General features: G+C 69.7%; 16 protein-coding genes. 4 read left to right on the top strand and 12 right to left on the bottom strand.

Annotation, left to right across the window (positions count from 1 at the left end):
* Positions 1 to 160: 160 nt before the first annotated feature.
* The gene (locus ABT360_RS09340) at positions 161 to 1,006 is read left to right on the top strand and encodes a L,D-transpeptidase family protein (protein WP_351813185.1); all 846 of its coding nucleotides are present in this window, start codon (positions 161 to 163) and stop codon (positions 1,004 to 1,006) included.
* A gap of 219 nt (positions 1,007 to 1,225) precedes the next feature.
* Here ABT360_RS09340 and ABT360_RS09335 read toward each other — a convergent pair whose 3' ends face one another.
* From ABT360_RS09335 to ABT360_RS09315, 5 genes are all read right to left on the bottom strand, one after another.
* Complete coding sequence (locus ABT360_RS09335) at positions 1,226 to 2,353, bottom strand: hypothetical protein (protein WP_351813182.1); 1,128 nt, start codon at positions 2,351 to 2,353, stop codon at positions 1,226 to 1,228.
* Positions 2,353 to 3,036 carry an RNA polymerase sigma factor gene (locus ABT360_RS09330; RefSeq protein ID WP_351813372.1) on the bottom strand — a complete coding sequence of 228 codons (684 nt, stop codon included), beginning with the start codon at positions 3,034 to 3,036 and terminating at the stop codon, positions 2,353 to 2,355. The genes ABT360_RS09335 and ABT360_RS09330 overlap by 1 nt, the downstream gene beginning before the upstream one ends.
* Positions 3,037 to 3,299: 263 nt before the next feature.
* Positions 3,300 to 4,325, bottom strand: coding sequence for a hypothetical protein (locus tag ABT360_RS09325; protein WP_351813180.1), 1,026 nt, complete (start codon positions 4,323 to 4,325; stop codon positions 3,300 to 3,302).
* On the bottom strand, positions 4,322 to 4,882 hold the full coding sequence (locus ABT360_RS09320) for an RNA polymerase sigma factor (protein WP_351813177.1): 561 nt from the start codon (positions 4,880 to 4,882) through the stop codon (positions 4,322 to 4,324). The genes ABT360_RS09325 and ABT360_RS09320 overlap by 4 nt, the downstream gene beginning before the upstream one ends.
* Before the next feature lie 66 nt (positions 4,883 to 4,948).
* Positions 4,949 to 5,383 carry a hypothetical protein gene (locus tag ABT360_RS09315; protein ID WP_351813174.1) on the bottom strand — a complete coding sequence of 145 codons (435 nt, stop codon included), beginning with the start codon at positions 5,381 to 5,383 and terminating at the stop codon, positions 4,949 to 4,951.
* Between the two features lie 127 nt (positions 5,384 to 5,510).
* Here ABT360_RS09315 and ABT360_RS09310 point away from each other — a divergent pair, with 127 nt between their 5' ends.
* Positions 5,511 to 5,987, top strand: a complete 477-nt coding sequence (locus ABT360_RS09310) for a hypothetical protein (RefSeq protein WP_351813171.1) — start codon at positions 5,511 to 5,513, stop codon at positions 5,985 to 5,987.
* Positions 5,988 to 6,237: 250 nt separating this feature from the next.
* Here ABT360_RS09310 and ABT360_RS09305 read toward each other — a convergent pair whose 3' ends face one another.
* The 4 genes from ABT360_RS09305 to ABT360_RS09290 form a co-directional block, all read right to left on the bottom strand.
* Positions 6,238 to 6,510, bottom strand: coding sequence for a hypothetical protein (locus ABT360_RS09305; protein ID WP_351813168.1), 273 nt, complete (start codon positions 6,508 to 6,510; stop codon positions 6,238 to 6,240).
* A gap of 124 nt (positions 6,511 to 6,634) precedes the next feature.
* Complete coding sequence (locus ABT360_RS09300; protein ID WP_351813166.1) at positions 6,635 to 6,778, bottom strand: hypothetical protein; 144 nt, start codon at positions 6,776 to 6,778, stop codon at positions 6,635 to 6,637.
* Between the two features lie 40 nt (positions 6,779 to 6,818).
* Positions 6,819 to 7,829 (bottom strand): hypothetical protein, encoded by a 1,011-nt coding sequence (locus ABT360_RS09295; RefSeq protein WP_351813163.1) that lies wholly within the window; start codon positions 7,827 to 7,829, stop codon positions 6,819 to 6,821.
* A gap of 159 nt (positions 7,830 to 7,988) precedes the next feature.
* Positions 7,989 to 8,522 carry an SMI1/KNR4 family protein gene (locus ABT360_RS09290; protein WP_351813160.1) on the bottom strand — a complete coding sequence of 178 codons (534 nt, stop codon included), beginning with the start codon at positions 8,520 to 8,522 and terminating at the stop codon, positions 7,989 to 7,991.
* 62 nt (positions 8,523 to 8,584) lie between these two features.
* On the opposite strand from ABT360_RS09290, the gene ABT360_RS09285 reads away from it, so the two are divergent.
* A complete protein-coding gene (locus ABT360_RS09285) occupies positions 8,585 to 9,139 on the top strand; it encodes an Imm21 family immunity protein (RefSeq protein ID WP_351813157.1) in 555 nt (184 codons plus the stop codon).
* A 212-nt stretch (positions 9,140 to 9,351) separates the two neighbouring features.
* Here ABT360_RS09285 and ABT360_RS09280 read toward each other — a convergent pair whose 3' ends face one another.
* From ABT360_RS09280 to ABT360_RS09270, 3 genes are all read right to left on the bottom strand, one after another.
* Positions 9,352 to 9,891, bottom strand: a complete 540-nt coding sequence (locus ABT360_RS09280) for an SMI1/KNR4 family protein (protein WP_351813154.1) — start codon at positions 9,889 to 9,891, stop codon at positions 9,352 to 9,354.
* A gap of 682 nt (positions 9,892 to 10,573) precedes the next feature.
* Positions 10,574 to 11,074 (bottom strand): SUKH-4 family immunity protein, encoded by a 501-nt coding sequence (locus tag ABT360_RS09275; RefSeq protein ID WP_351813151.1) that lies wholly within the window; start codon positions 11,072 to 11,074, stop codon positions 10,574 to 10,576.
* The gene (locus ABT360_RS09270) at positions 11,053 to 11,487 is read right to left on the bottom strand and encodes a hypothetical protein (RefSeq protein ID WP_351813148.1); all 435 of its coding nucleotides are present in this window, start codon (positions 11,485 to 11,487) and stop codon (positions 11,053 to 11,055) included. Before ABT360_RS09270 ends, ABT360_RS09275 begins: the two co-directional genes overlap by 22 nt.
* Positions 11,488 to 11,566: 79 nt before the next feature.
* Between ABT360_RS09270 and ABT360_RS09265 the strand changes: the two genes are divergently transcribed.
* Entirely contained in the window at positions 11,567 to 11,752 is a 186-nt protein-coding gene (locus tag ABT360_RS09265) for a GntR family transcriptional regulator (RefSeq protein ID WP_351813145.1), read from the top strand.
* Positions 11,753 to 12,489: the final 737 nt, after the last annotated feature.

Below are 12,489 nucleotides of genomic sequence, written 5' to 3'. Positions count from 1 at the left end.
ACTCGCTGGTACCGACCCTCGCGACGGACTGTAGCGGCGGGCGTGCGACGGGTGGAGAGCCGCACGCTGGGACCTTGCTCACAGCATGCGCCGCAGCGCGCAACCAAGCACCCCTGACGAGCATCCAATAGGTACAGGTCATCAACTCGGGGGGGCTCACATGCACCGTACGTCCGTCATACGCAGAGCGGTACTGGCCGCAGCCGCCGTCGCCCTGGCCGCCACCGGCTGCACCACCCAGGCCGTGGGGGCGGCCGGGGGGGCGGCCTCACCGTCGGAAGGGTCACCCTCGGCGTCCGCCTCGCCCTCGTCGGGCGCGTCGGCCGCCGGCGGTGCCGAGCCGACGGCCCCCGCGCCGGCCTCGCCGCCCGCCGCGAAGGTCCTGATGGCGGAGGGTACGGAGAACGAGCAGGTCCGCGAGGTGCAGGCGCGGCTGCGCCAGCTCGGCCACTTCCACCGCAGCCCCACCGCCTTCTACGGCTCGATGACCGCCAAGGCGGTCTCGGCGTTCCAGAAGAAGCAGGGACTGTCCGCCACCGGCGAGGTCGACGGGACGACCTGGGCGAAGCTGACGTCCAGCTCGCGCAAGCCGAGCGCCGCGGAGCTGCGGCCGCCGACCACCAACGAGCTGGACAAGCCCGACGCGCGCTGTATGACGGGCCGGGTGCTGTGCATCAGCAAGGAGAGCCGGACCCTCGCCTGGATGATCGACGGCAAGGTCGTGTCGGCGATGGACGTCCGCTTCGGCTCGGAGAACACGCCGACCCGCGAAGGCATCTTCAAGGTCGACCGCAAGGAACGGGAGTGGGAGTCGACGCTCTACCACACCTCGATGCCGTACTCGATGTTCTTCAGCGGCGGCCAGGCCGTGCACTACTCGTCGGACTTCAAGGCCCGCGGCTACAACGGCGGCTCGCACGGCTGCGTCAACGTCCGGGACATGGAACGGCTCGCCGCGGTCTTCGACCAGGTGAAGGTCGGGGACAAGGTCGTCGTCCACTGGTGATCCGTTGGCGATCCGTGGGGAGAAGAGAGGGCGCGGGCGGGACCGGGGGAACGTGTCCCGCCCGCGCCGTGTGCGCTGAGCCGTAGGTACGGGGGGAACCCCGGCTCTTCGCGCTGCCGATGACCAGTCGGCTCACTCATTACTGCGCCGTGGGGTGGAAAAACGTCACACCCTCGCGGAAGAAATTTTGAAACCGCAGGTCAAGGGCCGTTCGGCGGGTCAGAAGACCCATCCGGTCCGGCGCACGGAGAGCGCCGGGGCCAGCGGAGTCCAGGAGACCGACGGGCGCGCCGCGTCCGAGTCGTCGTCGTCGCGGCCCTCGTCCTCGCCGCCGCCCGAGCCACCACCCGTGCCGGAGCCGCTGCCGCCGCCGGAGCCGTCGCCCCCGTGGCCGCCGCTGCCGGAGCCGGAGCCGGAGCCGGTGGAACCGCCGGCGCCGGTGGAGCCGTTCTGGTGCTGGGCGTCACCGGACAGCGCCTTGTCGCACAGGATCTTGATGTTGGCCTCGCCCTCGGCCTCGTCGGCGAGCCGCTCCCGGCGGTCCCGGTCGAGGCGGCCGTCGCGGTAGTCCCGGCAGTCCTCCACGGTCCGCGCCGGCCAGCCGTGCTCCGAGCCGGAGCCGGAGATGCCGGAGGAACCCGAGTCCGGTCCCGCACCCGGCACGTCACCCGTGCCGTCCCCGGGCCCGCCCGAACCGTCGTCGTCCCCGACTCCGCCGTTCGACTCCGGGTCCGGGCGCCCCGGGACGCGCTCCTCGCCCGCCCCGGGCGTCGCCGACGCGGACGGCGGTACGCCCCCGGGCTCGCCGCCCGTTCCGGGTGTGGCGGAGCCGGAGCCGGCGGTCACCCCGCCGGACGCCGACGTACCCGGCGTGGCGACACCGGACACCGACGCGGCGGGCAGCGGCTCGCTCTCGCCGCCCAGCACCGGCAGCATGCCCGTACCGGCGCCCACGGCCACGCCGCCGACGGCCAGGCCGGCGACCGACGCGGCCAGGCCCCACCGCACGGGCCGTGCCCAGCGCATCCGTCTCCTGGGCCCCGCACTGTCGCGTACCGCACCGAGGTCCGGCACGTCCGCGACGCCGGGCGAACCGGACAACGGTGTCACGGCGGCTCGCGCCCCGGCGGCCCTCTCCGCCCGCGCCTCACGGAACGCCGCCAGCGCGGCCTCCTCGCCTGGCAGCTCGCCCGCCGCGGGGTCGGCGGCGGCGCGCAGGGCGTCCAGCGCCCGCGCGACCTGCCGGGCCCGCTCCCGCGCGTGATCGTCGACGGGACCGACCGGTTCACCCCGCAGCAGGTTCTCCGCCGCGTCCTGGTCGAGCCACTCATCCCGCTCGTCGGCCATCACATGTCCTTCTGCGTCCGCGAGCGCCAATGCGTCACACCGGTACGCACCCCGGAAACCGCACGGTGCTTGGGCTGTGGCGGCACGGCGCTCAGCGCGCCGGGCGGGGTTTCGGCCGGGGCGCCGGCACCCGCGTCCGCCTCCAGCAGCTCGGCCAGCCGCTTCAGTCCGCGGTGGGCGGCGGTACGTACGGCGCCGGGTCGCTTGCCCAGCGTCTTGGCGGCGCTCTTGGCGTCCAGCCCGACGACGACACGCAGGATGACGGCCTCCGCCTGGTCCTGCGGAAGCTGCGCGATCAGGTTCATGGTCCGGCCGGTGGCCAGGGCTTCCATGGCCTCGTCCGCGGTGTCGGACTCGGCCGGCTTGTCCGTGAGCTCGGTCTCGTCCCCACCGACGGCGGGGCGCCTGCCGCGCATGCGCAGGTGGTCCAGGGCGCGGTTGCGAGCGATACGGGCCGCCCAGCCGCGGAAGCGGTCGGCGTCCCCGCTGAACCGGTCGAGGTCACGGGAGATCTGGAGCCAGGCCTCGGACGCGACGTCCTCCGCGTCGGCGTCGCCGACCAGCGTGCGTATGTAGCCGAGCAACCGCGGATGCACGGCGCGGTACACAGCACGGAAGGCGTCTTCGTCCCCGTCCTGCGCCGCCAGCACCGCGGTGGTCAGCTCCGCGTCGTCCCCCAGCACTCCCACTACCTGTTCGTCATCGCGGCTGGTCACCGCCGTCACTACGCCCGGCGCGCAGCAGCACGCTACGTGGTCACCCGCCGTCGCGTCCACGTCTTGTACAACCTGCAACATCACGTTGACTGAATGCGGTGTGACAGAAACCGCACCCGTGGCGCTGATAGGAGTACGGGGCCGTACCACGGACCCGTGGACGACGACCGGGGCCTCTCCTGTGGGGGGTGGCGGCCCCGGTCGTCCTCCGCCCCGGACACGGGTGCAGGTCATGGCTTGCCGTTCGGGTCGTTCTTGGCAGGGCCGCCCGGCCGGGAATGCGCCCCCGCCTTCTGCGGCTCGGCGCCGGTCGCCTTCCCCCCGGGCTCGGCGGCCGCCTTCGGCCCGTTCTTCGAGCCGCCGCTCACCTTCGAGCTGCCGCCCTTCGCGGCGGGCTTTCCGTCGCCCTTCGCGGCGGGCTTTCCGCCACCCGGCTCGGCAGCCGTCTTCGGCCCGCCCTTGGAGCCGCCGCTCACCTTCGAGCTGCCGCCCTGCGAACCACCCTTGGGGCCGCCCTTCGATCTGTCCTTCGAGCCGCCCTTCGTGGCCGGCTTTGCCTCCGGGGGCGTGTCGGGCTTCCCGGCGGACTCCGTACCCGCCTTGGCGTTCGGCTTCCGCCCGGCCTTCGTGTCCGGCTGCTGCCCGTCCTTCGCACCCGCCCGGCCACCGGCGTTCGCCCCGGAGTGGGACCCGGCCTTGCCCTTGGGCTTCGGGCCCGACTTCCCGTCGGAGCGACCGTCGACCCCCTCCGCGCCGTTCTCCTCACCCGTGCCGGCCCCGGACGTACGCGCCGAGCGCGTCGGCCGTGAGATCGGACCCTGCTCCGCGCGCGGCCGCTCCGCGAGCGGCGTCGCCGGTACGCCGCCTTCGGGCGTGGACGTCGTCGAAGGCCGTGGCTCCGGGACCGCACCGCCGTCACCGCCGCCGAATGGCGAGGGGATCGCGCCGGTCTGCGCCGCCACGGCGACACCGCCCAGCAGCACGGTCGCCGCCAGCCCCATCGCCGCCGCCCGCAGCGAACGCCGACGGCGCTGCTCCCGGCCCGGCCGCCAGTCGTCACGCCGCCGGGTCTTGCCCACGGCGTGCCGGCCCTCGTCACGGGCCGCCCGGAACGCCGCGACCGCCCGTTCCTCACCCGCCGGGTCGACCTCGGCGTTCCGCACGACGGCCGCCAGCAGCGCGGCCGGCACCGCGGCCGGCACCACGGTGTCACCGGCCGCGGCGTCACCGTCCCGCGGCTTCCTGTCCCTGCTCATCCCCTAGCTCCGCCCTGCGCCAGTCGCCCGGCGAGTTTCTTCAGTCCTCGGTACGCGGCGGTGCGCACCGCTCCCGGCCGCTTGCCCAACACCCGCGCCGTCGCGGGCCCGTCCAGCCCCACGACCACGCGGAGCAGCACCGCTTCGGCCTGCTCGCGGGGCAGCCCGCGAATCATCGCGAGCGCCTGCTCCGTCGAGAGGCTCTCCAGAGCCGCGGCGGCCGTGTCCTGGCCGCCCGGCAAATCCAGTACGTCCTGTTCGATTAAAGAGGTACGGGGGCTTCGCTTCTGCTTGCGCAGATGGTCGAGCGCCCGGTGGCGGGCGATGGTCGCCGTCCACCCGCGGAAACCCGCGCCGTCGCCCCGGAAACGCCCGAGGTCCCGGGCGATCTCCAGCCACGCCTCGGCGGCGACGTCCTCCGCGTCGTCGCCGACGAGCCCGCGTACGTATCCGAGCAGCCCTGGGTGGACCAGCCGGTACGCCCGCGCGAACGCGTCCTCGTCCCCCCGCTGGGCGCGCTCGACGGCAGCGCCGAGCTCCGTGTCGTACGCCCCCACACTGCCCTCTTCGCGCCGCCCGTCACAGATCCCCCACCATTCTCTGCGCCAGAACGCACGGAAGTGTCACAGCAGCACCTTCCCGCGCCCCGCCCGGCCGTGGATCATCAGGTAGAAGTGCTGGACGGACTCCTCCGGGCCCGCCTCGAACCGGTTCACGACCTTGCCCAGCGGGTTCCAGGCCCGCCCGTCCGGCATCACGATGCCGACGGGCTGCCCGAAGTACTCCCGCTGCCCGTCGTCGAAGTCCACCCACTCCGCCCCGGCCCGCCGCACGATGACCTCCCCGGTGTACGCACCGAGCCCGCACAGGAACGGCTCGACCCGCGACCGCTCGGGCTGGTCGCGCCGCAGGCCGTCGACGACGAGGTCGACGAGCCGCAGGCTGGCGACGCTGTAGTCGAGCGGCAGCCGGTTCCGCTCGGTGACCCGCGCCACGAACTGCGTCACATAGGCGCGGACGCTCCGTGCGGCCGGCAGTGTGCTGAAGTCCCCATCCATGCCAGACCCAGCGACGCGGGCACCGCGACCGTCACGCGAAACAGAATGTGTGGCTTCTCATACGACGACTTCATCAGACTCGTACAACCATTCGCACAACTCGTGCGTCGGCTGGCATGATCCCGGCATGCTGATCATTCCCGGACACGGCGTCGACCTCGTCAAAATCGGAGACCGTCGCTCCGACGTCGAGGAGCGCGTCGGGCCGCCGCACCACGGCCCTGGGGGCGAGCGCGCGGTCTACGACACCTCGCCGATGCTCGTGGTCACCTACGCGGAGGACGACACGGTCGAACTCGTGGAAATCAGCTACAGCGGCGAGGGTGGCGACGCCGAAGCCCACTACGCCGGTGTCCAGCTCACCCACCGGTTCCTCGACGACGTCGTCGCCGATCTCCAAGCCCTGGGGTACACCAGCACGCCGTCCGACATCGGCCACGACTTCCACGCCGGGTTCGCCGTGTGGTCCATGAGGTCCCTGTGGGCCGGCGACCTCGACCCGGCAGCGGGCGAGGACGACCGTCGAGCCGTCGCCGAAGGCGTGTCCGTGGCGCCGTACGCCCACCTCAGCGGGGCGGAGGAAGAACCGTCGGACCGGCCCTAGAACTCCCTGTCCGCCGCCACAGCCCCGTACCAGCGCCGGCCGTCCATGAGCCGTTCCCGGCCGCGGATGTCACCGCGGCCCGGTCGGCGTCACCGAACGCCAGGCGGAGGGTGCTCACCGCGAGACGCACGGCGGCCTGTACGACGTCGGGGCCGCGTAAACAGCACCCGCGCGTACGGCGCCGTCTGCAACAGCCCCGGGTACCGAGGGGATCGGGCGCGCCGTCCGCACTGCGCACCCGTGCAGTTACTCACTGTACGGGCTCGGCCCATGCGGCGTACCCGAGGACCGTGTCGCCATCCGTCAGGTCGAGCCGGGCCCGTGGGCCGTAGTGGATGCGGTACGTGAGGCCCTCGATCTCGACGAGCCCGCACTGCGTCCCGCCGTCCTCGGGCTCCTGGAAACCGGGGCTCTCGACCACGTCCCACCCGGCCTCGCGGGCCAGGTACACCCACTCCTGGTAGGCCTCCTCGTTCCCGCCGACGTCCGGATCGGTGTCGCCGACCCGGATGAGGATCTGCACGGGATCCACTCGCCGACCCGTCACCATCGCCGTCAGCCTCCCGCAGCGCCGCTGCCTGCACCACCTGGGCGACGAGTGCCCCCGTGAGCCCCCTCAGAACACGGCGATCCCCCCGCATACGCGGTCACCCGCGCCGTGGAGCGGCGGGGAAGAGAAGCAGGGGCGCGGCGACCAGGCGGAGGACACCGGCCGCCACTCGCATGAACGCCACGTACCACTGGACGAGGGCGAGCGGCCCCAGCAGCCCCGCGGACATCAGTATCCCCATGCGCGCCCCACGCCCCGCGCGCCCCCCGCCCCGGCGTGTGCTACGCCGCGTCCTCGGGGAAGCCCTCCTCCGGGAAGCCCTCCTCGCCGAATTCCTCGTCGGACATCATTGCGCCAACGAACCCACCCATGAGCTCGTCGATGTCCAGCTCGGTGGCACCGGCCGGGGCCGTGGGGGCCTGGCCCTCGCTCATCCGCAGCACCAGGCCGAACTTCTTGACCTTCGCGTCCTCGGCCAGCTTGGCGAGGTCGATGTTCACTTCGGCCAGTTCGCCGTTCTTGAGCGTGAAGTCGGCCGTGACCTTGGCGTTCGGGGCGTCCTTCAGGTCCTTGTCCGTCGGCAGTTCCATGCCCGGGGGCAGGTCCTTCGCGAGCGGGCGGATCTCGCCGACCAGCTCCGTGATCAGCGTGCGGAACGGAGCCGTGGCGGTGATGTGCTCGGTGCCGTCCTTGCTGGACGAGGTCGTGAACTCGACCTCGCGGGCGATGGTCTCGCGGAGCGCCTCGAGCAGTTGCTTCTGCGTCTTGGCGTCGAGGGTGGGCTCGGGCGCGGGCTTGGCGCCGGGCTCCGCCCCCATCTCGGCGGTGGTCTTCTCCATCTCCTTGGTGTTGAACTTGACCCACTCGCCCTCGAACGCCTTCTTGAGGCCGCCCGCCTCCGGGGGCAGGTCCTTCGCGGACGGCATGGGGGTGTTCATCGCCTTGCCGAGGGCGTCGATGTCGGAGCGGAGGTAGGTGTAGTCGCCGACGACCCGGTACTCGACGAGGTCGCCGTCCTTGGTGCTGACCTTCATGGCCATGCCGACGTAGTCCTTCTCGCCGGACTCGTCGATCGGCTTCTTCGACTGCACGGTGACGCTGATCTTGGCGCCGCTGAGCAGATCGGCGGCCTCGTCGGGAATCTCCTCGCCGGGCTCCGGGTCCGAGGAGGCGTCGAGCGCCTTCAGGCTCTGGGCGTCGGTGTCCAGGTCGAGCTCGAAGGAGATCGTCTTCTCCTTGCCGAGCTTCTCGAAGGCCTGGTCGAGCTTCTTCCCGGCGGAAAGCTGCTCCACCGTGCCGCAGGCGGCCGAACCCGCCAGGACGGCGCCGACGACTGCGGTGGCGGTCAGAGTCTTGCGTATGGCGGTGATGGTGGTCTCCTCGTCAGTGCGATCACGGCGTGATCACTCAGGAGACTCACAACTCCCCCAAAGGGTTGCCCCGTCGCCGTCTCACTCGTCGTCGAACCACGGCCTGCCCGCGGCCCAGTGCGCGACCCACCCGGCGAAGCCCGCCCCGAAGGGCGTCGCGCCCTCACCGCAGATGTTCCAGATGCGGCCGCGCTGCGGCCCGGTGACGACAAGGTGCCAGTACATACCGCACCCGTCCGTACCGAGCACGATCGAACCGTGGTCGAAGACTTGGTCGAGGATCGGCTCGATCTCCTCCTCCGGCCTCGGGTCGTCCTCCCACAGCCACGCCTCGGTCAGCGGAAACGGCCGGCTCAGCTCCCGCTCCGGCCTGCCGTCCCCCCAGTCGTTCGGCAGCTCGGCCAGCCCCACCAACCCGTAGTCCGGCGGCCCGGCATACGAGCCGTCGCTTATCTCGGCGACGAACGTCCGGTACGGCTCGGGCACCACGATGCCGTGCTCCGTCTCGAAGGCGTACACGGCCTCCCAGCCCAGGGCGGACGCGCCACCGTCGTCCACGTCGAAGGCGGCACGAAGGGCGGCGAGGTCAGCGGGGTCGGCCTGCTCGGTATCCATGCGGCCCATGGATACCACCGGGCAGGCATGGTCTTGTCAGTGGCCGAGTGCACACTGACGCCATGAAGCGCACCTGGGTGGAGTCAATGGGCGGGCCCCTCGCCGTCGTTCCCGTTTCCGCGCTGGCCGGATGGGGCGGCTGCACCGAAGGCGGGATGATCGTCGGCGACACCGATACGCCGGACGACTACGACCGGGCGTGCGCGGTCGAGGACCTGGCCGATGCGATCGCGATCAGAGGCGGGGAGGCCGAGGCCCTGATCCTGGGGGACGAGCCGGCCACCACCCGCTACCTCCCGGAGCACCGCGCCTTCCTGCGATGGCTGGCCGCCTCGTCCGAAGCCGAGCTGACCGCCGCGGCCGAGCGCGTCCTCACGAGCCCCTCGACCGCCTGGGAGGACTGCGGCACCTGGACGACGGACGGCCCGGCGGTGCTCATGGACTCGGTGAGCGCCGGTACCGACCTGGACGTCACGTACCCGGGCGGCGGTCTGCCGGAGCAAGCACCCGTCCCGCTGCCCGCCGGCACCTGGAGGGTCCGCGCCGTCCACACCAAGGCCGACGAGCACACATGGGTCGGCCTGGTTCAGCTCCTGAGCTACAACGATCCCTCGTAGTAGTCCCCGATCTCGACGTCGTGCACGAACGACGTCGAGAACCCATCCGCGGCCTCGACACACGCCGGGACCACCGAACGCCGTAATTCCCGGATCCGCTACCCCGTACTCATCTTCACCGATGCGTCGTCGAACGACGAGCAGAACGGACGAGCTGACCCCTGAGTATCACGCCGTCGGCGACATTCCTTGTCCGACGTAGCTCGGATCAGCTATACCGGATTACCTCTGAACCAGTCACCGCCTGCCCCGGAAATGGCTTGCCGCAAGTAATCGCGCAGCGAAAAGGCGACGCGATAGCGACTGTCACTCTCGTGCTCCCATAGAAAAATGTCACGGTCGCGTTCCGGATTGCGGATGAAAGCGAACAGATCTCCGCCACCTCCGCCACCTCCGCCACCGAAGAACAACAGCGGATCGAAGGGCATATACAGATCGGCGAAGTCGGGGTCGTCGCGGAGGGCACGGTTTTCGCGAAGCACCTCTTCGGCAGTCCACAGGACCGGGACCCCCCGACAGGACACGCCTCCGACCTCGGACAACACCTCTCCGAGGTCGGGCGGCAGCCGACACGAGAGGCTCTGCTCAAGCGCGGCGATCGTCTCCTCGGATTCCGACCCGTGAAAGGTCACATCAGGGCCCACAGACCCGATCAACTCACGCCACACTGTGCACCTCGTCATGGTGAATTCGAGCAGGCGCCGCAAGACAGGCGCCATGGGAAATGGTCGGCGCAGGCTACCGAGGGCCACTCGGCCAGCCTGCGCCGACGTTGGCACTTACCTGGTACGGGCGAGAACCAGTGGCCCAACTGATCCTCGACCCGAACTGTGTTGATAGACGAAGGCATTGCCACGGGACGGCGTCGAGCCCGTCTCTTCGTACGCGTCACAAAACGCATTCCAGAGGTTTCGGATTTCACTGTGCACGCGACTGTTCACCGTTCCAGTGGGGATTCCCCGGAGATTCTCCAGCGAGTGAATTTAATCCGCCGAGAAGGGGCCGGGGTATCGGTTCAACACCTACTGTTCGACAGCGTGAGGTGCTCACACATTTCCTCGCTGGGCAGGGTTCGCCTCGAAGAAGATCTCTGTGTAGTCCGTCCGTCCTCTGGAGTTGCCCACCGTCGCGGGCGTGCGCCCCGGAATCGACGCGCCCGGAGGCGCCGTCGAAGCGACTCCGCATTTGCCCCGCCGACATTGTGCATGAGCACCTGCCCCGTGCCCACGGTGACGTAGTAGGTGTGCTGACCTTGGACGGTGAGGTCGGTGCTCATGGACTCGGCGAGCGCGGGCACCGACTTGAACGTCGAGTACCCGGGCGGTGGACTGCCCGACCAAGCACCCGTTCCCCTGCCCGCCGGCACCTGGAAGGTCCGCGCCGTCCGTACCAAGACCGAGGAGCACACGCGATCGGCCTGGTCCAGCTCCCGAGCTAAAACGAGCCCTCGTAGTAGTCCCCGCTCTCGACGTCGTGCACGAAGGACTTCCAGAACCCCTCCGGGGCCTCGACACACGCGGGGTCCACCGACCGCAGGAACTCCCGGACCCGCTGCCCGGCAGCCAGTTTCACCGAGGTGTCGTCGGGCGACGAGTAAAACGGGAACTTGGCGTCGACCCACCGGAGACATGCGACGAAAGCGGACAGGCTCGTATTTGCGAAGACGGGATCGGGGTCCCTGTCCATCCCGAAAAGAACCTCACCCGTATCGACATTCAGAAAGAAATCGAAGTCGCCATCGAACGACCCGATCCTGAGGATCTCGTCCCCGGCGTCCGTCGAAAACACCTCCGACGGCTGTGGGTCGGCCTCGAACAGGATCGCCAACGTCGGCATCCCTTGATCCACCAAAAAGGCCCTGGTCCAGGCGTCGGACACGGCACACGCCCGATCGTCGCTCCATCGAAGGGTGTTCAGCAGGTCCCGTCCTCCCATACGGCGAACTCCCTGGCGACCTTCCTGGAAAGCAGGTCGACGATCGGCAGCTCCGCCAAGGAGCTCAGCCACGTGTCGAGCGAGGATTCATCACCGGGAAACCACCATTCCGTGCGACTTCCCAGACTTTCAAGCTCTTCACTCAAGGAATATCTGAGCTCGAACTGAACTTGGAGGTATCCCTCATGCTCCCCGGAAGAATCCGTTACCTCAAGCTGGCGGACCAGACTCAAAGAAAAGGTGGGCTCCGGGAGCCAGTTCACCTTTCCGTACTGAAAGATGTACCCATCTGCGTCAGGATCGTCAGGAACGTCGAACTCAACCGCAGAAAACCTTCGCACGACGCCGAAGAATCGCCCGTTCGGAGAGTCGATCGACCCGGCGTCCGAACACATAACCCGCACCACGTCCACCGCTTTACGCGGGCTCCTGCCGCCTGGTCCTTCGGTTACTCGCGAAATTCCGGAGTTCGACCCCCAGGCGCCGCAGCTGGTGTACGTAGCCGTCGCTGACCACATCGCGGCACGGATTGTCGCTGGGGAGCTGCGTCCGGGAATGCGCCTGCCGGCGGAACGGGCCCTCGCCGAACAAGTCGAGCGCCGCGCCGCGCCGCTGCTTGCCACCCTCGGCATCGACACCCCTGGCCCATACTGGATCCACGGCATGGAGGTCGCGTGATGCCCGACCCGGTCCGCATGTGCGCCCGCTGCCAGCACATCACCGACTCCCCAGTCCTCGTCCACGAAGTCCACAGCGCCAGCGGCCCCGGCTGGAACGTCTACGCCTGCTCTGCGTACGCGCCTCATTACCCGCCGACCCAAGACGCGCTGGAACCCCTTGATGCCGCCCTGCGGCAGCGCGCCGAGAGGCAGTGCGTTCAACCTCGCAAGGAGGAATGAGCCCGCTGGCGAGATCGGCCACGCCCCCACATCATCCGCGGCTGCTTCCACGCCCGCCAGTCCACTCCCCGGTCCAGTAGGGAAAAGATCATTTCGGTTAAATAACAAGGTTGGCCACACCCGAGTTGATGGCATGGCCGGTGAGCTCGCCCAGCATGCTGCCGGAGCGATCATCTCATGAATCACCAGCAAGGGCTTGATGAACAAGATGCAGTTGGGACGCGACCGCGCGCCTGCACCGGCCATTGGCCCTCTCCTCTTCGGCATTGACTATCCGCCCGATCGACTCGAACGAGAGAATGGAGTCATAGCAGGACGACATGACTGTCAGGACTCCCGCTTCCCACATCTCCCCTGAAGAGAATTCGGCATACTCCCCAAGCGATTTCAGTAGGGAGGAGGCCGTGAATGGCGCCATGGAATCGGAAGAGCGTCGTGTAGGGAAAGAGTGTACATGAGCCGCTACGGAACCGACACCCGGCCAACTCCATGGTGCGACGACCCACTTGGTGTCCC

The sequence above is a fragment of the Streptomyces sp. NPDC000229 genome (genome assembly GCF_040300825.1).
Lineage (GTDB): Bacteria > Actinomycetota > Actinomycetes > Streptomycetales > Streptomycetaceae > Streptomyces.
Note: the sequence above shows the minus strand (reverse complement) of the source record. Positions and strands in the feature narration are given on the sequence as shown.